Origin of the sequence: Legionella sp. 39-23 (assembly GCF_001897665.1) — a bacterium.
In the GTDB taxonomy this organism is placed as follows: domain Bacteria; phylum Pseudomonadota; class Gammaproteobacteria; order Legionellales; family Legionellaceae; genus Legionella; species Legionella steelei.
In genome coordinates, this window is the sequence record NZ_MKTO01000007.1 from 61,601 (window position 1) to 86,301 (window position 24,701).

Consider the following 24,701-nt stretch of genomic DNA (forward strand, 5'->3'; position numbering starts at 1 on the left):
TTTGATGTAGGTAGGGCCTTGTCCAGGTTATACACGATATTTGAAATCGTGCTGTATTGTTCTATATTCACCAGGTTGTAAATTTTCTAATTTCCAATCACCAATTTGATGTCGTACTAATCTTAATGTGGGAAAACCAATTGCCGCAGTCATTTTGCGAACCTGATGATTCTTACCCTCTTTTAAAATAACTTCTAACCAGCAAGTAGGGATATTTTGTCTGAAACGGATTGGAGGATTTCGAGGCCATAATTGCGGCTCATTAATCAGTCTAACTTCTGCGGGCAAAAAGCGAATATCTTTAAGAACCAAACCTTTTTTAAGCGGCTCTAAATCGGCTTCAGAGGGTATTCCTTCGACTTGCACCCAATAATATTTTCTTTTCTCAAATTTTGGATGAGTTAATCGATGTTGTAATGCTCCATCATTCGTTAATAATAACAATCCTTCACTATTTTTATCTAATCGTCCTGCTGCATAAAAATTAGGCTTATTAATAAATGCAGCTAATGTGTGCTCATGCTCATCTCCAGAAAATTGACTGACGATACCATATGGTTTATTGAACAGAATAATTTCAGACATTAGAGATTTTATAAAAAGCGTTAAGAGCGCTTATAGTAGGTGTTTTCGCTATTGTGAGCAATTCCTTTAGTCAACTCATTGTTTTTATAGGTTAATTATTGTACAATAGCCGGCACTGTAAAATTACACTTGGATGGCTGTTGTTTATGAAATACACAATGCTGGTTTCACTTTTTTTCTGTCAATTTGCCTATGGGATGAATCATGTTGTTATGGTTGGTGATGAAAAAGTAGAAATTAAGCATGTAGTAGGTAGGGGAAAAACTTATATTCATGTGCACCATAATGAACAAACAGCTCTAAAGGCTGCTCAGGCGGTGATTCAAAAGGAAGGAGGGAGCCTTATTACTTTAGTCCATTCTGGAGGACGTAACATAGTATTCCGTTTAAATAACCAACGTTATGAATTTGATCCAAATCGTATTTTTACAGATAATGGAATTAAAAAAACCTTATCTCAGTTTGGCCAATATAATCCGCAAGCGCATCGAGAAGTAAATAAATTGGCAAGTAAAATCAAACAATTACTGCCTAAAGGCAAAGTAGTTGCCGTGCATAATAATTCAAGTTATTCACTTAAAGATTATCTTCCAGGAAATTCATTAGAAAATGATGCACAGGCGATTCATATGATTCCTGAAAATTATTTCCGTAATTTTTATCTAGTCACCAAAATCAATGATTTTCTTCGTTTAAAAAGCAAAGGATATAATGGTGTTTTGCAAAAATCTTCTGCAACAGATGATGGGTCATTGTCTATTTATTTGGCAAAAAATGATTATATCAATGTTGAGGCAGGATATGATCAACTCTTTGAGCAAATTAAAATGCTGCAACATGCATAAGCAAAACCGAATAAAATGCTAGGTATTTAATTCGGTTGCTTAGTAAGCATCCAAGTGAAGTAATTAAATAAAAATGATACTTGGGATTCCAAGTTATCACATGCTATCATTGCCTTTTCTCTAATTTTACGGAGTTGTCAATGACATACGATAAAATCAAAGTGCCTTCACACGGTGAAGCTATTACTGTTGCTCCAGATCTGTCACTTCGTGTACCTAATAATCCCATTATTCCTTTTATTGAAGGGGATGGTATTGGTGTAGATGTAACACCACCTATGATTCGAGTTGTTGATGCCGCAGTTGCTAAAGCATACGGCGATAAGAGAAAGATTGCTTGGATGGAAGTTTATGCAGGTGAAAAGGCAACTAAAGTTTATGGTGCCGATCAATGGTTGCCTAAAGAGACTTTAGATGCGATGAAAAAATATGTTGTTTCAATTAAAGGCCCCTTAACGACTCCAGTTGGTGGTGGGATTCGTTCACTTAATGTGGCAATTCGCCAAGAAATGGATCTCTACACGTGTTTACGACCAATTCGTTACTTCACTGGCGTTCCAAGCCCACTTAAAGAACCAGAAAAAACAGACATGGTTATTTTTAGAGAAAACTCGGAAGACATTTATGCTGGTATTGAATGGCAAGCAGATACTCCTGAAGCAAAGAAAGTAATTGAGTTCTTAATGAAGGATATGGGCGTTAAAAAAATCCGTTTTCCTGAGCACTGCGGCATAGGAATTAAACCAGTTTCTAAAGAAGGAACTACACGTTTAGTACGAGCAGCAATCCAATATGCAATTGATAATGATCGTCATACGGTTACTTTAGTGCATAAAGGTAATATTATGAAATTTACCGAAGGTGCATTTAAAGATTGGGGCTATCAAGTTGCGCGTGATGTTTTTGGCGCCAAGGAATATGAAGGTGGTCCTTGGATGGAAATCAAAAATCCTAAAACAGGTAAGCAAATCATCATTAATGATGTCATTGCCGATGCGTTTCTCCAGCAAATCCTTTTAAGACCAGAAGATTACAGTGTTATTGCTACACTTAATTTAAATGGTGATTATATTTCTGATGCTTTGGCAGCTCAAGTAGGTGGCATTGGTATTGCACCAGGTGCGAACATCAGTGATGAAGTTGCTGTATTTGAAGCAACTCATGGAACAGCACCAAAATATGCTGGTAAGAATAAGGTAAACCCAGGTTCGATTATTCTTTCTGCTGAAATGATGTTACGTCATATGGGATGGAATGAAGCCGCAGATTTAATTATCAAAGGCATGCAAGGTGCTATAGCCGCCAAAACTGTAACTTATGATTTTGAGCGTGGTATGACTGGCGCTACTTTGGTTAGTAGCTCTGGTTTTGGAGATGAAATAATTAAGCAGATGTAAATTGTATGGGTATGATGTAGCCGAAGTGAAATGTAGAAGTCATTTGAGAGTGCGAAGGCTGTCTCTTAGGGCATCTTACATTGCTAAGGCTACAAATTTATACCTTTTTTCAGTTTATACCGTAATGAATGCTATCTAACCAATATGTTTTTGATTATTTCAAAGGCTAATTTTTTCATTAAAAATAACTGATTTTACTGGCCAAAAGTGCATAGTGAGTCTATAAAAATAATATAGAGGTTGTATATTATGACTGGGCAAAATCTAGAGGAAATTGTAAGGCATGAAGTTGCTGAGCCGGAGTTGGGCACAGAAATTAGGGTGCCTAGAAAGTACAAGGTGGTGTTGCTCAATGATGATTATACACCTATGGATTTTGTAGTTGATGTACTGAAGCATTTTTTTCATCTTAACGAAGAAATTGCGATTCAGGTGATGTTACAGGTTCATATCCAAGGAAAAGGCGTATGTGGGGTATTTACGCGAGATATAGCAGAAACAAAAGTAGCGCTGGTAAATGAATACGCCAGAATGAATCAGCACCCATTGCTATCCAGCATGGAACCCGAGTAATTTGCTGTGGGCTGAAGAGGAGCAACGACAATGTTAAATAAAGAACTTGAATTCACCTTGAATTTAGCTTTCAAGGAAGCAAAAGAGAAACGTCATGAATTTATGACCGTTGAGCATTTGTTGTTGTCATTGCTTGATAACCCAGCGGCTGGAAGTGTATTGCAAGCATGTGATGCAAATATTGAAGCACTACGCCGTGATTTAGTAGAGTTCATTGATGAAACTACGCCTAGAATTCCTGAGGATGAGTTAGATAGAGAAACTCAGCCAACTTTAGGTTTTCAACGAGTACTGCAACGCGCTGTGTTCCATGTTCAATCTGCGGGGAAAACAGAGGTAACGGGGGCTAACGTTTTAGCAGCAATTTTTAGCGAACAAGAAAGCCAGGCAGTTTATTTCTTACGACGTGAGAATATCACTCGACTTGATGTGATTAATTATATTTCTCATGGTGTTTCTAAGTATCAAAACAATGACATGCATGAGAACATGAACTCTATGGAAGATGATATGAGTTCATCAGAAGGTAATGAGTCACCTTTAGAAAGTTATTGCACAAACCTCAACAGACGTGCAAAACAAGGTAAAATAGATCCTTTAATCGGACGCCACGAAGAAATCCAACGTACAATTCAAGTATTGTGCCGTCGCAGGAAGAATAATCCATTGCTTGTTGGTGAAGCAGGTGTTGGCAAAACCGCAATTGCTGAGGGACTTGCTCGACGTATAGTAGACGGTGAAATACCTGATGCAATCCGTGACTGCATTGTTTACTCACTCGATCTTGGCGCGTTACTTGCTGGTACTAAGTATCGTGGTGATTTTGAAAAACGATTAAAAGCTGTATTAAAGCAATTAGGACAACAAGAAGGCGCTGTTCTGTTTATTGATGAAATTCATACTATTATTGGTGCTGGTGCAGCATCAGGTGGTGTTATGGATGCATCAAATTTAATTAAACCTTTACTGGCAAATGGCGAGCTAAAATGCATTGGTTCTACAACTTATCAGGAATACCGTGGTATTTTTGAAAAAGACAGAGCCTTAGCAAGACGTTTCCAAAAGATAGATATTCCTGAGCCTACAATAGATGAAACTTTTGAAATATTGAAAGGGTTAAAAGGGCGATTGGAAGAGCATCATGGCGTCAAATTTACGATTCCTGCATTGAAAGCGGCTGCTGAACTGTCTGCTAAATACATTAATGATCGATTTTTGCCTGATAAAGCAATCGATGTTGTTGATGAAGCAGGTGCATATCAAAATTTATTAACAGCAAGCAAGCGTAAGAAAATAATTAGTGTCACTGAAATTGAGAGTGTTGTTGCAAAAATTGCACGCATCCCCATTAAGAAAGTATCTGCTCGTGATAAAGATACCTTGCGTAATTTAGAACGTGATTTGAAACTTTTAGTTTACGGACAAGATCAAGCAATTACGGCATTAGCTTCTGCAATTAAATTAGGACGCTCTGGCCTGAGAGATCCGCAAAAACCAGTTGGTTGTTTCCTATTCGCAGGGCCAACAGGTGTGGGAAAAACAGAAGTCACTCGACAATTAGCTAATGTTTTAGGCATAGAATTACTTCGTTTCGATATGTCTGAATATATGGAAAAACATACTGTTTCACGCTTAATTGGTGCTCCTCCAGGATATGTTGGTTATGATCAAGGTGGTTTGTTGACAGAGGCTGTGACTAAAAATCCTCATGCGGTGTTATTGCTTGATGAAATAGAAAAAGCACATCCAGATGTATTTAATTTGTTATTGCAAATTATGGATCATGGTACTTTAACTGATACTAATGGTCGTCAAGCAGACTTTAGACATATCATTTTGGTAATGACCTCTAATGCCGGTGCAGGTGAGTTAGTACGAAACTCTATCGGTTTTTCACAACAAGACAACAGCAATGATGGCCTTGAGGTAATTAAAAAGCAATTTAGCCCTGAGTTTAGAAACAGACTCGACGCAATCATTAATTTTGCTCCATTAGATGCAGTAACTATAGGTTTAGTCGTTGATAAGTTCATTATGGAGTTGGATGAACAATTAAGTCATAAAGGCGTTACTTTTAATGTGGATAAAATGGCTCGTGAATGGCTTATTGAGCATGGTTATGACAAAGTAATGGGCGCTCGTCCAATGGCCAGGCTGATTCAAGAAAATGTTAAAAAGCCTCTTGCTGACGAACTTTTATTTGGTAAGTTAATGCATGGTGGCCATGTAACCTTGAAAGTTAAAGATGGTAAATTACATTTTGATAGTCATGATCATAGAGAGGGCGTTTTTTAAATGACGTTGACTGTAATAATAATAACCAAAAATGAAGAGAGGAATATTAGACGGTGTCTGGAATCCGTTCAATTTGCAGATGAGATAATTGTTCTGGATTCGGGAAGCACCGATAAAACAGTTCCCATTGCCAAAGAATATACCGAAAACGTGTTTTCTACTGACTGGCCTGGTTATGGTGTGCAAAAACAAAGAGCTTTATCAAAAGCTCAGGGTGATTGGGTATTGAATCTTGATGCTGATGAATCAGTAAGTGAACAATTGCAACAGGAAATTCTTGATGCGATGGCATCTGATTCAGCGGACGCTTTTAGGGTTGCAATTCAAATGTATTTTTATAATCAGCCCCTAAGGTATTCTTCTAGTCCCAAGCGCCATATTCGTCTTTTTAAACGTGCAAATGCACATTTTAGTAATGATATTGTGCATGAAAAAATCGTGCTTCCAGAAGGGATCCGTATTGGTAAAATCAAAAATAGCATTATGCACCATTCGTTTAAAGATGTGAGTCATGTGCTTTATAAAATGAATAAATATTCATCTTATAGTGCAAAAACATATCTCATGAAAAAAAGAAAGCCAAGTTTCATTAAGACTATGGCAAGTACTTCGTGGATGTTTTTGCGATGTTATATTTTGCAGCGTGGATTTTTAGATGGACGATTGGGCTTTTTATTTGCGGTGTTTAATGCACAAGGAACGTTTTATCGTGGCATTAAACAGCTTTATCAAGACAGTAACTTAGATCAATTGCCTTCTTTGGCAAAAAGTGCTGAGGAATTAATTTGAGCTTGGACTTGTTAAAAGAAAAAACTAATTTATTAGTTCCTATTTTTCTTGTTCTGTTGATTTTTTTTATCCCTATAAGTTCCAGCATCAAATCAATTTTAATCATACCAACCTTACTCTTATTACTGTTCGCTCCTTATTATAGAGCCTATTTAAGTTATGCTTTGAATACATTATGGGCCCGTGCTGCGCTTATTTTATTTATTTATATTCTCATTTCTTGTTTTTGGTCAGAAGCACCTTTATCAATGCGATACAATGTGATTGATAAATATTACAAGTTAATTTTCTTACCCATTCTTGCTGTAGGTTTTATTAAACCACAAACAAGATTTTGGAGTTTAAATAGCTATATTTTCGTGGCGTTACTTACTTGTTTCCTTTCAATACTTAAAGCAAAAAATCTTCTGATGATAAATACCCCGGATCCTGGAGAAGTTTTTTATAATCATATTGTTACTGGTTTTATGATCGCTTTAGGGGTTTATTTTGCTGGAATCTTAGTGTTTCAAGCTAATATAAACAGCGGATTGCGAATTGTTTATATATTTATGATGTTATTAGGAAGTTATCAAATATTTTTTATCAATACGGGAAGAACAGGCTATGTTGCTTATGGAATTTTAATGTCACTATTGATTATTCAAAAATTTCCACCTAAAAAAGCGTTTATAGGCATTATGACTTTTCTGGGTATGATTAGTCTGATCTATGCTTTAAGCCCTGTCATGCAAACACATGCTCACATGATGATAAATGATATTAAGCTATTGCAAAATAATCAAACCAATACTTCTTTGGGTTTCAGAATACAGTTTCATCATTATGCTCAATCTTTATTTGAAAAAAATCCTGTGATTGGTGTAGGAACAGGAGGGTTCCAATACAGTTTTTCTAAAGATCAACCAGTTCCTTCTTGGGGGCATAAACTGAATGATCCCCATGGCCAATATTGGCTGGTTCTTGCAGAGCAGGGCTTGATTGGTTTGGTACTTTTTATTGCTTTTTTAGGGGCTTTATTGGTTACCACATTCCAACTTAAAGAAATGAAACCATTCCTTTTAGGACTGCTGGTTTCTTTTTGTATGCTATGTTTCTCAGATACGGTATTTTGCTATTCAACAATAGGCTATTTATTAATCTTCTTCAGTGCTCTATGTTTTGGTGAGCTAATTGAAAAAAGAGCGCATGCCACACTTAAAGAATTAGTTAAGAATCAATACGAACTTAATGCGGGTTCTTAAGTCCTCTAGTTTAACTACTTTGTAGCTTGGGTGAAGGCGCAAACTGTAACCCGAGTTTTCCTATTAGTGACTCCCTAGGTTTCGCCTCACCAAGGCTTCAAAACATCAAAGCTATATCTTTAAATATTGTCGAGCTGAACTGGCCAAAGATGATAAAAATGATGTACTGGCCCGTTTCCCAGGCCAACACTTTGTTCTTTTGCGGCATGTATGGCATGGAATAAATAATTTTTTGCAATGCGACACGAGGTAATTAAATCAATATTTTGAGCAAGACAGGCTGTTATTGCTGCCGAAAGAGTGCACCCAGTTCCATGGGTGTTTTTAGAGTTAATTCTTGGGCTTGTAAACCAATGAATGTCTCCATTTGCTCCCATTAATAAATCATTCGATTCTGGAGATTGTAGATGTCCACCTTTGAGCAAGACATATTTGGAACCAAATTCAAGTAGTTTATTACCAACATCCAACATTTCTTCTTCGTTCGTCGCATTTATCCCGGTAAACGCAGCAGCTTCAGGGAGATTCGGAGTAATTAGTGTAGCAAGTGGCATCAGCTGAGTAATTAACGAACTTACAGCTTCTGGTAATAGTAAAGGATCACCACTTTTAGCGACAGTTACAGGATCAATAACAATGGGAATATCAATTGCTTTTCTTTTAAGAAATGAAGAAACCAGCTCAATTATCTCGCTATTAAAGAGCATACCAAGTTTTATGCCGTCGGGTTTGATGTCATCAAACAGGACATTAAGCTGATCGTCTATAGCTTGTAAAGGTATATTGTAGCAGCGCTTAACGCCAGATGTGTTTTGTACAGGTAAGGCTGTAAGAACAGTCATTCCATAACACCCTAAAGCGGAAAAGGTTTTTAGATCCGCCTGAATTCCCGCACCACCAGAACCATCAAATCCTGCTATGGATAAAGCTTTATACTGCATCTTGTGATACCCTCTCAATGGTTTGTGACATCAAAGACCAGTCAGGATGAAACAGATTGTCGATAAATACTTGTTTGAAAGAGGCGGGGGCTTTTGCTTGCTCATGAGCTAATTGCCCGCATAAACCAAAATAAGCAGTTGCTTGCAGCGCTGCTTGAAAATAATCAGAATGACATGCAATAAATGCACTAAGAACGGCAGTCATGGTACAACCCATTCCTGTGATAAGTGGCATAAAACTCGAGCCAAAGGGCAGTATTTTATTCTGCACGCCATTCGTTATAAAATCTTTAGGCCCGCTCACTACAATCGTTGTCTGTGATTGTGCCAACAAGTGTGCACTTTGGATGGCAGTAGTTACTGAATCAGCGCTTTCAACACCTTTTGTCATTCCATTTGAACCTGCTAATGAAATGATTTCACTTGCATTTCCTCTGATAATTTGGGCATAAGGAAGTAATTTCATTGCTGAGGAAGTACGGAGTGTGCTTGCGCCGGCGCCAACAGGATCAAGAATTAATGGTTTACCTATAGAGTTTGCAATCTGAGCTGCGAATAGGGCTCTTTCCATAAATGGATCATTTAGAGTACCTATGTTGACATATATGGCTTGGCTAAGATGGACTAATTCTTCAATTTCTTCTCGAGACTCAGACATAAGTGGTGCCGCACCTATAGCCAATAGGCTATTCGCCATAAAATCCATAGTGACGTAATTGGTTAGGCAAAGGATCAAGGGCTTTTGTTTCTTTAATAAGCTGACAGTAGATTGTATCTGAGCGAGCATGGCGGGTCCTGATGGTTATACTGCACGGAATAGTAGAAGCCACGAAGTATAGATCGGAAACTTACCACGCTGCAATTTTCTGTTCTGGATTCAAAGAGCATTCTTCAGATATAGAACCATCATTACATACAACGAATCCTGTTATGCTGTAGGTAGTAACAGGGCCACCTTTCCATAAGCAGCAACCTCGAAATAGTTGCAAATCCATTACTGCGTGTGGTGTGCAATAACATGTTGAGTAAAAACCATTTTTACACACAAGCCGTCCTGCTGAAGAATCACAATAACTAATTCCACCCATGTTACTGCAACAGCCTTGTACATAAAATTGAGTTGTACCACCAGCATATGTGGGTGAGATCAGAATACTTAATATACTTGCGTAAAAAAAAGCTTTAAGTGATTGCATCTTGATTTCTCGAGTTATTTTTCTTTTTCTACGTTTAGAATAGCATAGAGCCTATTTACATTTCTACTGTCTTGACCAAGCTGGTACTGATTTTCTATGTCCCAAGGCTGTATCCGTCAGTCCCGTATGTGTTAGGTAGGCAGGGCTGTCAGCCCCGCGTTTGCTGCTTATCCATTGCTCCGAAGAAAGAAATATATTGGTGTTGTTACATTCTGGGCTTAGCAGCCCAGCCTACCTTTATTTAGCTTTAATGATTTAAAAATAATTAGATAAAACGATTAGCAAGTAATTGGGGTAAAGCCTAAATAAATAACTAACGGCTAAACCAGCTAGAAGGCCAAACAGATGGGATTCCCACGATACACCTTTTTCTTTAGGGAAAATTCCAAAGAAAATACCAGCAAAATAATAGACGCTGATGATACCTAAAATTATGGTAGTTAATGTACCCGTTTGGTAGATATTACTCACTAAAAATCCCCAATAACCAGTAATGAGGCCACTAGCTCCTACATGTAATCCTGGTTTAGCAAAGCACCAAATAGCAATTCCACTTAAAATAGTAATCATTACCGTAACAACTATGAAATAACCAGGCCCATTAATCAAAATGAAATTACTTAAAACCACTAAGGGGATTGAATTAAAAAAAATGTGATTGAAATTTGCATGCAAGAGTGGGGCAAATATAATGCCAGGCAAACCACGGATATGTCTTGGGATAATACCCAGTAATAATATTTTTCTGTAAACTATACTTACCAAAAAGAAAAACCAGGGTATTAGCAAAACGATTCCCAATATAGGAATGTTATTTTTAGTCTGGCTAATAATGAAGCTAAAACTGTTGTTTAATTCTTCAAGCATTTTTTACTCGTTTATTTGAGTGATTTCGCAAGTTAAATTTCCTTGTGCCAAAAGCACCTCGATAGAGTCACCAATAGTGACTTGTTGGCTGGAAAACAACACCTTATTTTTTTTCGTTGCAATTGCATATCCTCTATCCAGTGTAGCCAAGGGGCTGACCGCATGCAAGGTAGATAATTGCGTTCTTAATTGGTATTTCAGCTGATTCATTTTATTGTGCATGTGCTGAATTAATTCTGCGGTGATTTTTTGTAAAAGTATCTGAGTTTGCCTAATTTGTGTTTTGGGATTGTGGGCATTCAGATGATTGATGCACAGATGCAATTGATGCGTTTTTTGTTTGATAATAGAAACCATATGAGCAATTAATTGTCGCTCCAGATAGTCGGACGTTTGCCAGTAACTGGCAATGGCTTTTTGTGGTGAGGATATTTTGTCAATTAAATGGTGTAATTTGATTTGTTCTTTTTGCATCAATCGATGCATTGCTTCATACATCCGTGAGATGCAGTGATTTAATAATTTAAGTAACTCATTACAATCAGGAGTTACTGCTGTCGCAGCTGCTGTAGGAGTTTCTGCTCGATAATCGGCTACAAAGTCAGCAATTGTAAAATCTGTTTCATGGCCCACTCCAGATACGATAGGGATTGAGCTCATAGCAATATGACGAGCTAACTGCTCATCATTAAATGCCCAGAGATCTTCAATACTTCCTCCACCACGGGCAAGAAGAAGCACATCACATCGCTTTTCCTTATTGGCCTGTTGTACTGCTTTAATTAGCTGCTGTGCTGCACCAGCACCTTGAACTTCGCTAGGATAAATCAAAACATTTGCAATGGGGAATCGTCGAGCAAGAGTAGATAATATATCGCGGATTGCGGCTCCAGTCGTTGACGTGATTATTCCGATGACTCGAGGCATGACTGGAATGGCGCTTTTTTTTGCTGCATCAAATAAACCCTCTGCTGCAAGTTTATTTTTTAACTCTTCAAAACGTTGGTAGAGTGCCCCCAAACCTGCCTCAGTAATTTGTTCCACGATCAATTGATAATCGCCGCGTGCTTCATAAAGACTTAATCGCCCACTGGCAACTATATGTTGTCCATCAGTTAATTTGCTTGCATGTCCATTGATATTACGGTTTTTAAAGTAAACGCAACGGATTTGGGCATTGCTGTCTTTTAGAGTAAAGTAAAAATGTCCGGATGCGGGTTTACTCAAATTAGAGAGCTCTCCCTCAACCGAAACTATCCCCAGTTCGTTTTCAAGATAGCTTTTTACTTGTCGATTAAGTTGCGTGACAGTGAGAATTATTCTGTGTTTTTCCATGATAAATTAAGATGTTCCCATAAAATAACAAAAAGTTAGAGAACAATCCTTGGATGTAGATTAAATATTAAACACAAAAAGGAGGTTCTATCTATGATGCAGATTACCAAAATTCATCGCACACTTACAGCATGAAAGACTGAACTTCATGCATGCGCCATCTTGGCAAACCTTCTAAGAATAGGCTATGATCTTTCATCTAAAAAATAAGAATAAAATAAAATGAACTTTTTTGAAAATAGAAAATTAGGTGTCTTCAGCTCATTTTTGTTTTTACTCATCGCAATAAGCATGACTGGCTGTGTTGATTTATCGGGTGGTAGAGCCTCTGAGAAAAGGCCAATCCCCAAGACTGCTCAGTCTGTGTTTCCTAAATCTACGTCTCAGAAATCAGTGAAAACAGCAAAAACAGTGAAGGTGAGTAAGTCGCAACCCTATCATGGCGAAGTACATACTATGTTAGGTGGGCTAGGACTGTTTAGTACGGGTATGCGCACACTTAGTGGTACTGTTGTTGAAGAATGTAATATACCAGCTCCTAGCGATATGTGGTATAACGCAGGTGATGTGACACGTTCCATTGTTGCTTATTATCAAAAACATAAGCAGCATAGACCAATTATTCTAGTAGGGCATTCTTTGGGAGCTAACGAGCAAATTAAAGTAGCTCGCAATCTGGATAAATTAGGTATTTCTGTGGACTTATTGGTTACTGTTGATGCTGTATCTCAAACAATTGTACCGCCTAATGTAAAGCATGCGATGAATTTTTATAAACCTGGCTTTGTACCCATGTTTAGTGGTTTGAAGCTCAGAGCTGTCAATCCAGAACAAACGCATATTGACAATATCAATGTGACTAAGATAAAAGGCATTCAAGTGAATCATTTCACTATTGATAAAGATCCTGTAGTACAAGCAATGATTATGGATGAAGTGAAAAAGGTGTCGAGTAATGCAAATAAAGCAAAAGGGTAAAAACGACTGTCCTCGTGTCTGTGTGATTGGAGCTGGGCCCAGTGGGCTTGCTGCAATTAAAAATTTGCAAGAACAGGGAGTAACTGATATCACCGTATTTGAAAAAAACAATCAAATCGGTGGTAATTGGGTATATAGTGAAGAAAATAATCATGCCAGTATTTATGAGACCACACACATTATCAGCTCTAAGCGTTGGTCTGAGTTTGAAGATTTTCCTATGCCGGCGCATTTTCCCGACTATCCGTCACATGCTTTAGTTTTAGACTATTTCAGAAGCTATGCAAATCATTTTGATTTGACTAAATACATACGTTTTAACACCAATGTGTCAAAGGTAAAACATACGGACCAAGGCCAATGGCAAGTTATTTTTGAAAATGATCAAGGTACTCACGAAGAGTATTTCGATTATTTGTTAGTTGCTAATGGCCACCATTGGGATCCCTTTATGCCAGAATACCCAGGTCAATTTTCTGGGCAATTGCTTCATTCTCATCAATACAAAAAAGCCTCCATTTTTAAGGACCAGCGTGTTTTGGTAGTTGGCGGTGGAAATTCTGCTTGTGATATCGCTGTAGAGATAGCACGCATTTCTCCAAAAACCTGTATCAGTATGCGCAGAGGTTATAATATTTTCCCTAAATTTGTTTTTGGTAAACCAACTGATGATGCTGTGGCTAAAATCAGATGGATGCCTTCTTGGTTAAGACAGAAAGTTTTAAGTTTTTTTATTCGAATTCTGCAAGGACGATATGCCAAATACAAATTAATGAAACCTGATTGCGGACCTTTAGAAATCCATCCGACTATTAATTCAGAGTTGCTTTATTTTATTCGGCATGGAGAAATTTTTCCTCGCCCGGGAATTTCTCATTTCGAAGGAAGTCGAGTTTATTTTACTCATGGCGATTCTGAAGAGTTTGATACTGTAATTTTCGCTACAGGCTATAAAATCAGCTTCCCATTTATTGATAAAGAAATTGCTGATTTTAGTAACTCGACCAAAATCCCACTTTATCGAAAAATGATGCATCCAGACTATGATAATTTATATTTTATCGGTTTGTGTCAACCTCAAGGATGTATTTGGCCGCTTGCGGATTATCAGTCAAAAATAGTCGCACGTATTATTATGGGCACTTTAAAACGACCTGATAAATTGCACGACAAAGTACTTCAAGAAATGGATAAACCCCATTATCGATTTAAATCACATATACGACACGCCGTAGAGGTGGATTATCATAAATTCCGTCGAGAGTTGTTGGATATGTTAGAAGCATGATTGAGTAATTGTAGCCTGGGTGCAGCGAAGCGAAACCCGGGTTATTCTGTCGTCATCCCTCGCTATATTCGGGATTGTATGTGTTAGGTAATTCGTTGATGAATAAGCAAGTGTAGGCTGGGCTGTTAAGCCCCGCGTTTGCTGAGCTAACTCCTATTCTGCAAAATGTCCATGATGCTCATACATTGGCATTATTACATGTTGGGCTTAGCAGCCCAGCATGCACTTACCCCCTTGATTCTTGACGCTTCATGAGTGCACACATTAATTTTTCAATATTGGTAACATGCGGCTTTTCTTGCAATATCATTGCCTGGGTTCGCTCTTCACAATATCCCTTTACTTCCTTATCTGGAAAAATATAGAACTTTTTTTGCCCTACTTCATGAACTATATGTTCGGCAATATCGATGGCGGATCGTGAATGCGATAAAAGTGACTTTAATGCCTCATGAAAAGAAGAGTTAGTACTGGAGTTATGTGATAAAAGGGCTGTATCAGTAAAGGATGGAAACACTACTGAAACATCGACAGGTTTTTCTTGACGTATCAGATCAAAATGCAAGGATTCAGATAAAGCAAGTACTGCATGTTTTGACATCGCATAAGCAGCAGTTTGTGAACCTGTGCACAAAGCATATAAACTCGCTATATTGATAATATGTGAGTGGAATGTTTGGCGAAATAAGACAGGAGTAAATGCTTGAATGATATGAATCATTCCATATAGATTCACATCCATAACTTTTTGGAGCTGCTCGTGTGATAAGTCCCAGATAGGGGCTAATTGACCGATAATACCTGCATTATTATAAATCCAATCAACACGTCCCAACTGATCCACAATCTGTTTTACCAGCTGCGTCACTTCATTGGGTTGCGTCACGTCGCAAGAAATTTCCAAAATTTTTTCTGGAAATAGGGCCAATAATCGTTTGGCTTCCTGCTTGAGTTTTATACTGTCTTTATCCACCATCACTACAGTATTACCCCGTTGTAAATTGACTTGGCATAATGCTAAGCCAATTCCATTTGCAGCCCCGGTAATTACAGCGACATTCATTTTTTTTTCCTTTTGCTATAATGTTTTATAAATACTACAAACATAAGGGTGCTATTTTGAAAAACGGTGACGAAATACCTGAACCTTATGAGTTTCCTGATAAGCCTGATGAGTATCCATCAGAGCCAGAACCTTATGAGCCAGATGACCCTGGTGCTCCTGAGCCTTCACAACCCTCTGAGCCGAATTGGGAGTAGCCAGGCAACAAGATACTCGAATCACGTTAATTCCCATTTATCAGCTGATCTAGGGCATTCCCTATATCTTTTGCCCTCATTAAACTTTCTCCAATAAGAAATGTATTAATTCCATGAGCTTGCATCAAATTTATATCTGCACGTGTATTTATACCACTTTCAGTAATGATTATTCTGTCTTGAGGAATGTATTGTTTTAACTGGATACTGAGTTGAATGTCTGTCTTAAACGTATGAAGACTACGATTATTAATACCTATTAATGGTGTAGGTAAACGTAGTGCACGCTCCAATTCTTCTTCGTTATGGCTTTCTACAAGTACAGCCATTTTCAGTTCATGCGCTAATTGGCAAAAATCAGTTAATTGGACATCATCAAGGAGGGCAACAATCAGTAAGATACAGTCTGCGCCTAATGCCTGGCTTTCATAAACTTGATAGGGATCAATAATGAAGTCTTTGCGCAGTATTGGTAATGCACAATGATTTTTTGCTTGCACTAAATAATCTGGATGGCCTTGAAAAAAATCAATATCAGTAAGTACAGAAAGACAACGTGCACCATGTTCCGCATAGATTGCTGCAATCTCTTTTACATTAAAATCTTCTCTGATTAACCCTTTGCTCGGGGAGGCACGTTTAATTTCTGCAATAATTGCTGGAGTTTGCTCAGAGGCTAACGCAGCAACAAAATCACGCTGCTCCATAATAGGCTGTTGTACCAATAAACTTAGGGGTTTATCTTTTTTGGCAAGAGCAATTTCTTCTTGTTTGCGTTCGGCAATACGATGTAACACACTATTCATGATGCGATTTCTTTATTTAAAGTTTGAGTTAATTGGCTAAGTTGAGTAAAACATTGGCTGGCTTTACCGCTATCTATTGCGATTTTAGCTTGCTCCAATGCCTCTTCAAAAGAAGTATTTTCATGAGCACAGTAAATTGCAGCAGCAGCATTCAACAAAACCATATCACGCGCGGCTCCTTGCTTTCCAGAAAATACTTCTTGGATTAATTCTAAACTTTGGCGTGGCGAATCAACCATAACCTCATCTAAAGAATGGTGTTTGATGCCATAGTTTTGAGGATGAATTACCCAATGATTAAAAGTTCCTTCACGATACTCAATGACTTCTGTAGGCGCTGCGATACTGATTTCATCTAAGCCATCTTGGGAGCTTACTACTAAGGCTCTTTCACTCCCTAAGTGAGCAAGAACTGATGCTAAAGGTTTTTGCCAAGTTGTTGAAAATACACCCACAACCTGTTTCTTTACACGAGCAGGATTTATAAGAGGGCCAAGCAAATTGAACAATGTTCTAATACCTAATTGTTGACGTGCTGTGCGCGCATATTGCATGGCAGGGTGGTAGTGGGGGGCAAATAAAAATGCCAAACCACATTGTTGAATACACGTTTTTATTTGTTGATCAGTTAGGTTCAAAACAAAACCCGCCTGCTCCAATAGGTCTGCGCTACCACTACGACTCGAGACAGAGCGATTGCCATGTTTTGCTACCGAGAATCCTGCTGCTGCTACTACAAAGCTACATGCCGTAGATACATTAAACGTATTTTTTCCGTCACCGCCTGTGCCAACTATATCAATTAGATTGGAGCCTAGTTCGATATTATGGGCTAATTGTTGCATGATTTCAGCTGCAGCAATTAATTCATCTGTTGTTTCGCCTTTCATGCGCATGAGTGCTAAAAATGTTGCGATTTGCGCGTCATTGTATTCACCTGACATACATGCATGAATGACGGTATGCATTTGTTCTGGGCTTAAATTCTTTTTTGCGATCAAGTGTTCAAACAGCAGACTGGGTTTCATATTGTAAGAAATTCTCTAATAATTGCAGCCCATATTGGCTTAATATTGCTTCTGGATGGAATTGTAGACCAAAAACAGGGTATTGACGATGTGAAATTGCCATAATTGTATTATTTGCCCATGCATCGATAGTCAAACATTCTGGAAGGCTGTCATTTTCTACTGCTAAGGAATGATAGCGGGTTGCCTTAAAGTGGTTCGGAATATTTTTAAAAATTCCTTGTTGGTTATGTACTATAGCAGATGTTTTTCCATGCATTATTTCTGGGGCGGGTGTTATGCGGCCACCAAAAACCTGAGCAATACTTTGGTGCCCAAGGCAAATACCTAATATAGGAATAGTTCGATAAAATGTCTGAATTGCCTCCATAGAAATGCCCGCATCATTGGGGGCTTTGGGACCTGGGGAGATAACTAAATGTGCCGGAGCAAGGTTTTTTATTTGGCTTATGCTAATTTGATCGTGAGTATAAACCAATACTTCCTGATTAAGGCATTGGAAATATTGTACCAGATTGTAGGTAAATGAGTCATAATTGTCGATAATGAGTAGCATATTAAATCAAAAGGTTAATCAATTAGTGTAGCTCGGGTGTAGAGTAGCGAAACCCATTTATGTGCCACAAGCTTCCCGGGTTACGGACACCCAGGCTAAAAAATATCTAGGCTATAAATTACCCGCACTGCAGTTTTATTACAAAGTAAATTCTTCGCCTAAATAAACTGCCCTGACTTGTTGATTGGCCAGTATAATCTCGGGGGTTCCTTCGCACAAGATTTTTCCTTGACTGACTATATAAGCTCGTTCACATATATCCAAGGTTTCTCTCACATTATGATCAGTGATTAAAATGCCAATACCTTTATTACACAAATGTTGAATGATTTTTTTTATATCAAGAACCGAAATAGGGTCGACTCCGGCAAAGGGTTCATCAAGAAGAATGAAGGATGGTTCTATAGCTAAGGCTCTCGCAATTTCAACACGGCGTCGCTCTCCACCAGATAATGCCATACCTAGGCTTTTTTCCAGATGTGTAATATGAAATTCTTGGAGCAGTAAATCCAGTTTTTCTTCACGAGCCTGATCATTTAAATCTGATCTAAGCTCCAAAATGGCCATGATGTTCTCTGCAACAGTAAGTTTACGGAAAACAGAAGCCTCTTGGGGGAGATAGCTGATACCTAAACGTGCTCTTTGATGCATCGCACTTGCTGTTATGTCTTGGTCAGCTAAGAGAATTTGTCCTTCATCGCAAGATTGCAAACCTACTATCATATAAAAGCAAGTTGTTTTCCCAGCACCATTAGGGCCTAGCAGGCCGACGCATTCACCTTTTTTTATGTGGATGCTGATGCCATTAACTACCGTTCGCGATTTAAATGATTTTTTTAGATTTCGCGCTTCAAGGATGCTCATGATGATTTCTTTTCTGGATAATAAATAATAGTGATTCTTTGACTTTCATTACCTTGAGACAGAACATGTTGTTTTTCAGTATCATAACTTATTTTTGCAGCAGAAAAAGAGTTTTCTCCTTGCTCTACGCGAGCATTTCCTATTAACTCAATTAAATGACGTAATGGATAATAACGAATAGTGTCTGCATAAGCATGTACTGGTGGTTTGTTAGGGTCTGTTATGGTCCAATAGTGCGCCTGTTTCCCAGTTACTCCATTAGCTATAGCAAGAACGAGTTGATTTTTTTCATTGCCTAGAGTCACTGCTTTTTCGGCCTGCAAATTGGTTGTTCCTTGTACTAATTCAACATTACCAGTATAAGTTCCTTTATGTTCTTGTTGACTTAGATTAGCCGAATTGGCCATGACATGCATGACTTTTTCTTTATCCTCTGCCAGAGCATACACAACAGAAGAGGTGAGCATGAAAAGAAAGATCAAACTGTAGTTAACCATTTGCTGGAACATAACTTCCTCTTGCTTGGTGGAGTAATTCTACTCTTTTTTCATCAAGGTATGCATTCATTCCAGTCGATTGAATGATGTTTCCTGGCTGCTCATAGGTCACGAGCATATCAGAGCTGGCTTTCTTTTCTTTAGGAAAATAGGTTACTTCTTCTGTTTTTAAAGTACTTTCTTGAGATTTATTTCCTGTTTGTTGACGCACTATGACATTGCCTGTAAAAGTGATTCGTTGACCACCTTCAAATGATTTCGCTTTTTTTGAGCTAATATCCCAAGGTGCTTGTTCTTCCTGGCTTACTATAATATGCGGATTTTCAAATAAATAAACATTACCTTTTTGAATATGTTGCATGGTTGGGGCCGAGAGGATGTTGGCCAGAGTTCCTTGTTGATTAAACTGACGTACGGTGACATTAAAAATAGTCATGTCTACTGAATTTGCTAAAGTTTCCCTATCTAGGCGAATCATGGTTGTTGAATGGCCATAATACCATCCCGAACATGCTAGGATAACCAAGGTAAAAAAAAGCCACATGAGTTGTTTTGCTGCATTCATTATTTTAGATAACCTGCTATAGCAAAATCCATTTTATTTTGTGCATTCAGAATAAGGTCGCATAACTCACGTACAGCTCCACGACCGCCCGGTAGAGTTGTCTGCCACATGGCAATTTCTTTAATTTGATGTACTGCATTGGCAACTGCGACACTCAGACCGACTTGTCGCATAATTGGTGCATCAGGAAGATCGTCGCCAATATAGGCAAAATGCTCATCTTGAAGATTTAATTTATTTTTTAGTTGCTTGTATGTATCTTGCTTATCTAATTGATCTTTATAATAATGAACAATGCCTAATTGCTGCATCCGATGATCGACTACTGCATTGCGTGAACCGGTAATAACAGCGACTTCGATTCCTGCTGTCATGAGCAATTTTAAGCCTACTCCATCTTGAATGTGGAACGTTTTTAGTTCATTAAAGTGATTATCAATATATAGAAGGCCATCAGTTAGCACTCCATCCATATCACAGATTAAGCATTTAATGTTTTTGGCTCGTTCAATTAATTGATTCATTTAAAAAACACCTGCTTTTAATAAATCATGGAGATGAAGCACGGCTGTAGGTCGTTTCTCTTCATCAACGACAATTAATGCAGTGATAGTGTGTTTTTGCATAATTGTCAAAGCTTCTGCGGCAAGCATTCCTTTAGGAATTGTGCGTGCATTACGCGTCATGACTTCTTTAATTGGTGTGGTATTAATGTCATATTGGCGGGTTAAAGTTCGTCGCACATCTCCGTCGGTATAGACTCCAGTCAGATAACCTTTATGGTCAATGACACAGGTCATACCCAATTTTTTGTCTGTTACCTCAATCAAGGCCTCACTTACAGTCGCATTTTCATGAACGAGTGGCAATTGATCTCCATGGTGGCAAAGTTCATCAATGCGCAATAAAAGTCGTTTACCTAGAGAGCCTCCGGGGTGTGATAATGCAAAGTCTTCTTCACTAAACCCTCTGGCTTGTAAAAGCGCAATCGCTAGTGCATCGCCCATAACTAAAGCTACAGTGGTACTGGTTGTTGGCGCAAGACCAAGTGGGCATGCTTCCTGATGAATACTGACATCCAAATTCACATCCGCTGCTTTTGATAAAGTAGACTCAGAGTTTCCCGTCAGGGTAATGAGAGGCACTTCTAATCGTTTTAATAAAGGAAGCAGGGTTACTAGCTCTAATGTGTTGCCTGAGTGAGAAATCGCGATCACTGTATCTTGTCGGGTTATCATGCCGAGATCCCCATGGCTTGCTTCGCCTGGGTGCATGAAAAATGAAGGGCTGCCAGTGCTGGATAAGGTTGCCGCGATTTTGTTCGCAATATGACCGGATTTTCCCATGCCCGTTACTACAATCCGTCCCTTACAGGCAAGCAATAGTTCGCATGCTTTTTCAAATCGGCTATCAATTCTTTGTGATAGTTCAAAGACAGCTTGTGCTTCGGTTTCAATAACGGCGAGTCCAAGTGTACAAAAATTCATAGGATAATTGATGTTTTTTTGTTTATTTTTCATTCTAACAAAAAAACATTTGAATATATAGGATTAAATACTTCAATTTTGCAATCCAGTTTCAGCACCTCAATATGTACTAACATCCTATTTTTGCCTATTCTTTTTCCTCTCAGTAAACTTTTTAAAGATTCGCAATAAAATCTGGCGCTTACTTGCCTTTAAAAATCCTCTTCAGTGAAAAATCAAGTCGTCTAAAACCTAGCATTTTGAAGTATCTTGGGTATACTTCTACTTTTGGCTATAACCGGAAAAATGAGAATGCCTGAAAATTGGGTCGAAATCAAAAATTTAATCTTCACTCGTGAGAGTCGTTGCATTTTCAATAATGTTGATATGGTGGTTAAGCGAGGAAAAATTACTGCAATTATGGGGCCTAGTGGTTCTGGAAAAACAACTTTATTAAAGCTAATTGGTGCTCAATTAAAACCAGACGGCGGTTTGATTCATGTCAATGGCCAAAATATACATCAATTGCCGCGCAAGGCTTTGTATGATGCACGACGTAATATGGGTTTACTTTTTCAAAGCTCAGCTTTATTTACCCATCTTTCGGTATTTGATAATGTGGCCTTTCCTTTGCGAGAGCACACGTTATTAAATGAGTCCATGTTACGTGACATCGTATTGATGAAATTGGAGGCTGTGGGATTGCGGGGGGCTGCAAATCTGATGCCTGATCAATTGTCAGGCGGAATGGCTCGTCGGGTAGCCTTGGCTCGTACTATCGCTTTGGACCCAGAGCTTATGATGTACGATGAGCCATTTACTGGGCAGGATCCGATTTCTCTGGGGGTTTTAGTCCGTTTAATCAAACGCTTAAATGAATTGTTGCATACAACAACAATTATTGTTTCGCATGATGTTGAAGAAACCTGTTCTATAGCAGATTATATTTACCTTATTTCTGGTGGAAAAATCATAGGCCAAGGAACTCCAGAAGAGCTAATTCAATCATCTGAACCTCAAATTAAACAATTTATGCATGGTGAAGCTGATGGGGTTGTTCCTTTTCATTATCCTGCCAGATCGTACATAGAGGAGCTATTAGATGCTTGAGTTCATCACGCGTGCCGGTAATCGTGGTTCACGGATTTTGCAAGACTTAGGAAGTTCTGGCCTATTCTTGTTTTTGATGCTGTTCAGACGACCTGGCATTTCAAGGCTTTGGCCTTTGCTGCGCTATCAAATCTACTTTGTTGGGGTTTTGTCGTGTTTAATTATTGTAGTGTCCGCATTATTTATTGGTATGGTTGTTGGTTTACAAGGTTATAATACGCTGCAGAAATTTGGTGCTTCAAGCCAACTAGGCCAATTATTGGCCTTAAGTATCTCAAGAGAGCTTGGACCAGTAATCAGTGCTTTATTGTTTGCTGGACGTGCGGGGTCTGCTTTAACTGCTGAAATTGGTTTAATGAAAGCAACAGAACAATTATCCAGCATGGATATGATGGGTGTTGACCCTTTAGGCAGGGTTATTTATCCTCGTTTTATAGCAGGTTTTATTACCTTACCACTTTTGGCATTAATCTTTTCAGCTGTAGCGATTTTTGGTGGTTATTTTATAGGTGTGCACTGGTTGGGCGTAGATGCGGGAAGTTTTTGGTCCAACATGCAGGCGGCAGTGGATTTCCGAATTGACGTACTCAGTGGTATCATTAAAAGTTTAGTTTTTGCTTTTGTTGTAACCTGGATTTCTGTATTCCAGGGTTTTGAGTGTGTTCCTACTGCAGAAGGTATTAGTCAAGCGACGACTAAAACAGTAGTTTATTCATCGCTTGCTGTATTAGGGCTTGATTTTTTGTTGACCGCAATGATGATTGGAGATTGGTAAATGAGTAAGCAACGTTATGTAGATTTTAGTGTTGGGCTATTTATGTTGCTTGGTATATTGGCTTTATTGGTCATGACAATGAAAGTGAGTAATCTTTCTAGTTTTATGTCTCATGACAATTATGATGTAACGGCTGATTTTACTGATATTGGTGGTCTAAAAGTACGCGCACCTGTTACTGTAGCAGGGGTTAAAATTGGAGAGGTAACTCATATTGAGTTGCAGCCCGGGGAGCTTAATGCCAAGGTCACTATGCGTTTACGAAGTGATAAGAAAATACCTTACGATGATGCATCTGCACGAATTTTGACGGAGGGTTTGCTTGGTTCCAATTACATTAGTATTGTTCCAGGTTTCGAGGATGAAGAGGACAAAGACCATCCTTATTTGAAAAATGGCGATGTGATTGGAAAAACTCAAGAAGCAATTATTCTTGAAAATTTAATTGGTCAACTACTATTTAACATTAAAAAATAAGGTCAAAGACATGAGAATAATAAAAACAATTTTATTAGTTGTCAGTGTGATTTTATCCCCTGTAATGAATGCACAAAACTCTCCTATACCTATGCTGGAGCAAACTGCTAATAACATCATCGCTACTCTTAAAGAAAATAAATCCAGTTTGAAAAATAATCCTAATATCATTTATAAGGCTGTAGAAACAAACTTACTCCCTATAGTTGACGTTGCAGGTATGTCACGTTCAGTACTGGGAAGACAAGCATGGAGTAAGGCAACAAATACGCAGCGAGCGCAATTTTCAAAAGCGTTTACTCGATTGGTTATTCGTACTTATTCTAGTCCATTAGCACAATACTCCGATGAAAGCGTACAATTTCTACCTTTAAGAGGCTCATTGGACTCTCGTTTTTTACGGGTTAACAGTATTATTATTCGTGCTGAAGGTCAAAACATCCCATTGTCTTATAGCCTTGTTGCTAAAAATGGCCAGTGGAAGATTTATGATATTAGTGTTGAAGGGGTAAGTTTGCTGCAAAGTTTCCGTTCACAGTTCGCGGCGGCATTACAAAATTCCAGTATTGATGAAGTCATCAAGTTAATGGAAAAAAAGCAACTTAAAAGGGCTGCATAATTGTGAGTACAGTTTATTTTAAGCCTGGTAGTGATCTTTCATTTAAGTCTGTTGTTGCAGTTCGAGCAAAACTCTATCAAGCTTTGATGGAAGATAAAAGTGGCAAGTTTGGTTTGGATCTTAGTGATGTGAGGCACTGTGATAGTGCTGGTCTAGCATTACTTATCGAGGCCAGGAAATTATGTAAAAAAAATAACAAGATTTTTGAAATTATTGGAGTTCCAGCTGATACCCAATCCTTAGCAGAGTTTTGTGGTGTGAGGGGGATTTTGGAGGCCGTATAATTTTTTGATTACTCAGTGAGAACGATCCAAATTTTTTGGAGAACGGTTACTTTTTAGAGTG

Annotated in this window: 29 protein-coding genes; 14 read left to right on the forward strand and 15 right to left on the reverse strand. The window is 38.3% G+C overall.

The features are described from left to right. Positions 1-27 precede the first annotated feature (27 nt). Positions 28-585, reverse strand: coding sequence for a pseudouridine synthase (locus tag BGO44_RS03965; RefSeq protein ID WP_058510911.1), 558 nt, complete (start codon positions 583-585; stop codon positions 28-30). Positions 586-731: 146 nt separating this feature from the next. On the opposite strand from BGO44_RS03965, the gene BGO44_RS03970 reads away from it, so the two are divergent. From BGO44_RS03970 to BGO44_RS03995, 6 genes are all read left to right on the forward strand, one after another. Further along, positions 732-1,430: a protein tyrosine phosphatase gene (locus BGO44_RS03970; protein ID WP_193393399.1), complete on the forward strand. Its 699-nt coding sequence runs from the start codon at positions 732-734 to the stop codon at positions 1,428-1,430. A gap of 140 nt (positions 1,431-1,570) precedes the next feature. Continuing rightward, positions 1,571-2,827, forward strand: coding sequence for an NADP-dependent isocitrate dehydrogenase (gene icd, locus BGO44_RS03975; protein ID WP_058510910.1), 1,257 nt, complete (start codon positions 1,571-1,573; stop codon positions 2,825-2,827). A gap of 249 nt (positions 2,828-3,076) precedes the next feature. Beyond that, positions 3,077-3,400: an ATP-dependent Clp protease adapter ClpS gene (clpS, locus tag BGO44_RS03980; RefSeq protein ID WP_058510909.1), complete on the forward strand. Its 324-nt coding sequence runs from the start codon at positions 3,077-3,079 to the stop codon at positions 3,398-3,400. A gap of 30 nt (positions 3,401-3,430) precedes the next feature. Continuing rightward, positions 3,431-5,695 carry an ATP-dependent Clp protease ATP-binding subunit ClpA gene (clpA, locus tag BGO44_RS03985; protein WP_058510908.1) on the forward strand — a complete coding sequence of 755 codons (2,265 nt, stop codon included), beginning with the start codon at positions 3,431-3,433 and terminating at the stop codon, positions 5,693-5,695. Next, positions 5,696-6,484 carry a glycosyltransferase family 2 protein gene (locus tag BGO44_RS03990; protein WP_058510907.1) on the forward strand — a complete coding sequence of 263 codons (789 nt, stop codon included), beginning with the start codon at positions 5,696-5,698 and terminating at the stop codon, positions 6,482-6,484. Continuing rightward, positions 6,481-7,728 carry an O-antigen ligase family protein gene (locus BGO44_RS03995; RefSeq protein ID WP_273199391.1) on the forward strand — a complete coding sequence of 416 codons (1,248 nt, stop codon included), beginning with the start codon at positions 6,481-6,483 and terminating at the stop codon, positions 7,726-7,728. The genes BGO44_RS03990 and BGO44_RS03995 overlap by 4 nt, the downstream gene beginning before the upstream one ends. A 119-nt stretch (positions 7,729-7,847) precedes the next feature. Here the strand turns inward: BGO44_RS03995 and thiD are convergent, their stop codons facing one another. From thiD to xseA, 5 genes are all read right to left on the reverse strand, one after another. Beyond that, the gene (gene thiD / locus BGO44_RS04000) at positions 7,848-8,669 is read right to left on the reverse strand and encodes a bifunctional hydroxymethylpyrimidine kinase/phosphomethylpyrimidine kinase (protein ID WP_273199389.1); all 822 of its coding nucleotides are present in this window, start codon (positions 8,667-8,669) and stop codon (positions 7,848-7,850) included. Further along, complete coding sequence (gene thiM / locus BGO44_RS04005; protein ID WP_058510904.1) at positions 8,659-9,456, reverse strand: hydroxyethylthiazole kinase; 798 nt, start codon at positions 9,454-9,456, stop codon at positions 8,659-8,661. The genes thiD and thiM overlap by 11 nt, the downstream gene beginning before the upstream one ends. Positions 9,457-9,517: 61 nt before the next feature. After that, a complete protein-coding gene (locus tag BGO44_RS04010) occupies positions 9,518-9,865 on the reverse strand; it encodes a neurogenic locus notch (protein WP_273199388.1) in 348 nt (115 codons plus the stop codon). 255 nt (positions 9,866-10,120) lie between these two features. Beyond that, complete coding sequence (locus BGO44_RS04015; protein ID WP_273199387.1) at positions 10,121-10,732, reverse strand: rhomboid family intramembrane serine protease; 612 nt, start codon at positions 10,730-10,732, stop codon at positions 10,121-10,123. Positions 10,733-10,735: 3 nt separating this feature from the next. Further along, positions 10,736-12,067, reverse strand: a complete 1,332-nt coding sequence (gene xseA / locus BGO44_RS04020) for an exodeoxyribonuclease VII large subunit (protein WP_058510901.1) — start codon at positions 12,065-12,067, stop codon at positions 10,736-10,738. A gap of 222 nt (positions 12,068-12,289) precedes the next feature. Here xseA and BGO44_RS04025 point away from each other — a divergent pair, with 222 nt between their 5' ends. Continuing rightward, on the forward strand, positions 12,290-13,045 hold the full coding sequence (locus tag BGO44_RS04025) for a thioesterase domain-containing protein (RefSeq protein ID WP_273199385.1): 756 nt from the start codon (positions 12,290-12,292) through the stop codon (positions 13,043-13,045). Continuing rightward, positions 13,023-14,333: a flavin-containing monooxygenase gene (locus BGO44_RS04030; RefSeq protein ID WP_273199383.1), complete on the forward strand. Its 1,311-nt coding sequence runs from the start codon at positions 13,023-13,025 to the stop codon at positions 14,331-14,333. The genes BGO44_RS04025 and BGO44_RS04030 overlap by 23 nt, the downstream gene beginning before the upstream one ends. Before the next feature lie 226 nt (positions 14,334-14,559). Here BGO44_RS04030 and BGO44_RS04035 read toward each other — a convergent pair whose 3' ends face one another. Then, a complete protein-coding gene (locus tag BGO44_RS04035; RefSeq protein WP_058510898.1) occupies positions 14,560-15,396 on the reverse strand; it encodes an SDR family NAD(P)-dependent oxidoreductase in 837 nt (278 codons plus the stop codon). Between the two features lie 56 nt (positions 15,397-15,452). Here BGO44_RS04035 and BGO44_RS04040 point away from each other — a divergent pair, with 56 nt between their 5' ends. Then, entirely contained in the window at positions 15,453-15,593 is a 141-nt protein-coding gene (locus tag BGO44_RS04040; protein ID WP_273199381.1) for a hypothetical protein, read from the forward strand. Between the two features lie 26 nt (positions 15,594-15,619). On the opposite strand, the gene trpC is transcribed toward BGO44_RS04040, so the two are convergent. From trpC to BGO44_RS04080, 8 genes are all read right to left on the reverse strand, one after another. Next, positions 15,620-16,399: an indole-3-glycerol phosphate synthase TrpC gene (gene trpC, locus BGO44_RS04045; protein ID WP_058510897.1), complete on the reverse strand. Its 780-nt coding sequence runs from the start codon at positions 16,397-16,399 to the stop codon at positions 15,620-15,622. After that, positions 16,396-17,427, reverse strand: a complete 1,032-nt coding sequence (gene trpD / locus BGO44_RS04050; RefSeq protein WP_058510896.1) for an anthranilate phosphoribosyltransferase — start codon at positions 17,425-17,427, stop codon at positions 16,396-16,398. The genes trpC and trpD overlap by 4 nt, the downstream gene beginning before the upstream one ends. Continuing rightward, complete coding sequence (locus BGO44_RS04055) at positions 17,405-17,983, reverse strand: anthranilate synthase component II (protein WP_273199380.1); 579 nt, start codon at positions 17,981-17,983, stop codon at positions 17,405-17,407. The genes trpD and BGO44_RS04055 overlap by 23 nt, the downstream gene beginning before the upstream one ends. Positions 17,984-18,121: 138 nt before the next feature. After that, entirely contained in the window at positions 18,122-18,847 is a 726-nt protein-coding gene (lptB, locus tag BGO44_RS04060) for an LPS export ABC transporter ATP-binding protein (protein ID WP_058510894.1), read from the reverse strand. Continuing rightward, on the reverse strand, positions 18,844-19,356 hold the full coding sequence (gene lptA / locus BGO44_RS04065; protein ID WP_058510893.1) for a lipopolysaccharide transport periplasmic protein LptA: 513 nt from the start codon (positions 19,354-19,356) through the stop codon (positions 18,844-18,846). Before lptA ends, lptB begins: the two co-directional genes overlap by 4 nt. After that, positions 19,337-19,909, reverse strand: coding sequence for an LPS export ABC transporter periplasmic protein LptC (lptC, locus tag BGO44_RS04070; RefSeq protein ID WP_058510892.1), 573 nt, complete (start codon positions 19,907-19,909; stop codon positions 19,337-19,339). Before lptC ends, lptA begins: the two co-directional genes overlap by 20 nt. Continuing rightward, positions 19,909-20,433 carry a 3-deoxy-manno-octulosonate-8-phosphatase KdsC gene (gene kdsC, locus BGO44_RS04075; RefSeq protein WP_058510891.1) on the reverse strand — a complete coding sequence of 175 codons (525 nt, stop codon included), beginning with the start codon at positions 20,431-20,433 and terminating at the stop codon, positions 19,909-19,911. Before kdsC ends, lptC begins: the two co-directional genes overlap by 1 nt. Continuing rightward, positions 20,434-21,396 carry a KpsF/GutQ family sugar-phosphate isomerase gene (locus BGO44_RS04080; RefSeq protein ID WP_273199414.1) on the reverse strand — a complete coding sequence of 321 codons (963 nt, stop codon included), beginning with the start codon at positions 21,394-21,396 and terminating at the stop codon, positions 20,434-20,436. Positions 21,397-21,687: 291 nt separating this feature from the next. Here BGO44_RS04080 and BGO44_RS04085 point away from each other — a divergent pair, with 291 nt between their 5' ends. Genes BGO44_RS04085 through BGO44_RS04105 form a run of 5 tightly spaced genes read left to right on the forward strand, consistent with a single transcriptional unit; the run spans position 21,688 to position 24,640 of the window. Continuing rightward, entirely contained in the window at positions 21,688-22,485 is a 798-nt protein-coding gene (locus BGO44_RS04085; protein ID WP_273199379.1) for an ATP-binding cassette domain-containing protein, read from the forward strand. Then, complete coding sequence (gene mlaE / locus BGO44_RS04090) at positions 22,478-23,260, forward strand: lipid asymmetry maintenance ABC transporter permease subunit MlaE (protein ID WP_058510889.1); 783 nt, start codon at positions 22,478-22,480, stop codon at positions 23,258-23,260. The genes BGO44_RS04085 and mlaE overlap by 8 nt, the downstream gene beginning before the upstream one ends. Next, a complete protein-coding gene (gene mlaD / locus BGO44_RS04095; RefSeq protein ID WP_058510888.1) occupies positions 23,261-23,737 on the forward strand; it encodes an outer membrane lipid asymmetry maintenance protein MlaD in 477 nt (158 codons plus the stop codon). Positions 23,738-23,747: 10 nt separating this feature from the next. Further along, positions 23,748-24,356, forward strand: a complete 609-nt coding sequence (locus tag BGO44_RS04100) for an MlaC/ttg2D family ABC transporter substrate-binding protein (protein ID WP_058510887.1) — start codon at positions 23,748-23,750, stop codon at positions 24,354-24,356. Positions 24,357-24,358: 2 nt separating this feature from the next. Next, positions 24,359-24,640, forward strand: coding sequence for an STAS domain-containing protein (locus BGO44_RS04105; protein WP_058510886.1), 282 nt, complete (start codon positions 24,359-24,361; stop codon positions 24,638-24,640). The last annotated feature ends 61 nt before the right edge of the window (positions 24,641-24,701 follow it).

Excerpts from the sequence above, each read along its gene's own strand:
- BGO44_RS04025 (WP_273199385.1), top strand. The coding sequence starts at position 12,290 with ATGAACTTTTTTGAAAATAGAAAATTAGGTGTCTTCAGCTCATTTTTG.
- xseA (WP_058510901.1), bottom strand. The coding sequence starts at position 12,067 with ATGGAAAAACACAGAATAATTCTCACTGTCACGCAACTTAATCGACAA.
- trpD (WP_058510896.1), bottom strand. The coding sequence starts at position 17,427 with ATGAAACCCAGTCTGCTGTTTGAACACTTGATCGCAAAAAAGAATTTA.
- BGO44_RS04010 (WP_273199388.1), bottom strand. The coding sequence starts at position 9,865 with ATGCAATCACTTAAAGCTTTTTTTTACGCAAGTATATTAAGTATTCTG.
- BGO44_RS04080 (WP_273199414.1), bottom strand. The coding sequence starts at position 21,396 with ATGAATTTTTGTACACTTGGACTCGCCGTTATTGAAACCGAAGCACAA.
- BGO44_RS04100 (WP_058510887.1), top strand. The coding sequence starts at position 23,748 with ATGAGAATAATAAAAACAATTTTATTAGTTGTCAGTGTGATTTTATCC.
- BGO44_RS03965 (WP_058510911.1), bottom strand. The coding sequence starts at position 585 with ATGTCTGAAATTATTCTGTTCAATAAACCATATGGTATCGTCAGTCAA.
- thiD (WP_273199389.1), bottom strand. The coding sequence starts at position 8,669 with ATGCAGTATAAAGCTTTATCCATAGCAGGATTTGATGGTTCTGGTGGT.
- mlaE (WP_058510889.1), top strand. The coding sequence starts at position 22,478 with ATGCTTGAGTTCATCACGCGTGCCGGTAATCGTGGTTCACGGATTTTG.
- BGO44_RS03990 (WP_058510907.1), top strand. The coding sequence starts at position 5,696 with ATGACGTTGACTGTAATAATAATAACCAAAAATGAAGAGAGGAATATT.
- lptC (WP_058510892.1), bottom strand. The coding sequence starts at position 19,909 with ATGAATGCAGCAAAACAACTCATGTGGCTTTTTTTTACCTTGGTTATC.
- BGO44_RS03970 (WP_193393399.1), top strand. The coding sequence starts at position 732 with ATGAAATACACAATGCTGGTTTCACTTTTTTTCTGTCAATTTGCCTAT.
- clpA (WP_058510908.1), top strand. The coding sequence starts at position 3,431 with ATGTTAAATAAAGAACTTGAATTCACCTTGAATTTAGCTTTCAAGGAA.
- BGO44_RS04035 (WP_058510898.1), bottom strand. The coding sequence starts at position 15,396 with ATGAATGTCGCTGTAATTACCGGGGCTGCAAATGGAATTGGCTTAGCA.
- thiM (WP_058510904.1), bottom strand. The coding sequence starts at position 9,456 with ATGCTCGCTCAGATACAATCTACTGTCAGCTTATTAAAGAAACAAAAG.
- mlaD (WP_058510888.1), top strand. The coding sequence starts at position 23,261 with ATGAGTAAGCAACGTTATGTAGATTTTAGTGTTGGGCTATTTATGTTG.
- BGO44_RS04030 (WP_273199383.1), top strand. The coding sequence starts at position 13,023 with ATGCAAATAAAGCAAAAGGGTAAAAACGACTGTCCTCGTGTCTGTGTG.
- BGO44_RS04055 (WP_273199380.1), bottom strand. The coding sequence starts at position 17,983 with ATGCTACTCATTATCGACAATTATGACTCATTTACCTACAATCTGGTA.
- icd (WP_058510910.1), top strand. The coding sequence starts at position 1,571 with ATGACATACGATAAAATCAAAGTGCCTTCACACGGTGAAGCTATTACT.
- kdsC (WP_058510891.1), bottom strand. The coding sequence starts at position 20,433 with ATGAATCAATTAATTGAACGAGCCAAAAACATTAAATGCTTAATCTGT.
- trpC (WP_058510897.1), bottom strand. The coding sequence starts at position 16,399 with ATGAATAGTGTGTTACATCGTATTGCCGAACGCAAACAAGAAGAAATT.
- lptB (WP_058510894.1), bottom strand. The coding sequence starts at position 18,847 with ATGAGCATCCTTGAAGCGCGAAATCTAAAAAAATCATTTAAATCGCGA.
- lptA (WP_058510893.1), bottom strand. The coding sequence starts at position 19,356 with ATGTTCCAGCAAATGGTTAACTACAGTTTGATCTTTCTTTTCATGCTC.
- clpS (WP_058510909.1), top strand. The coding sequence starts at position 3,077 with ATGACTGGGCAAAATCTAGAGGAAATTGTAAGGCATGAAGTTGCTGAG.
- BGO44_RS04015 (WP_273199387.1), bottom strand. The coding sequence starts at position 10,732 with ATGCTTGAAGAATTAAACAACAGTTTTAGCTTCATTATTAGCCAGACT.
- BGO44_RS04085 (WP_273199379.1), top strand. The coding sequence starts at position 21,688 with ATGCCTGAAAATTGGGTCGAAATCAAAAATTTAATCTTCACTCGTGAG.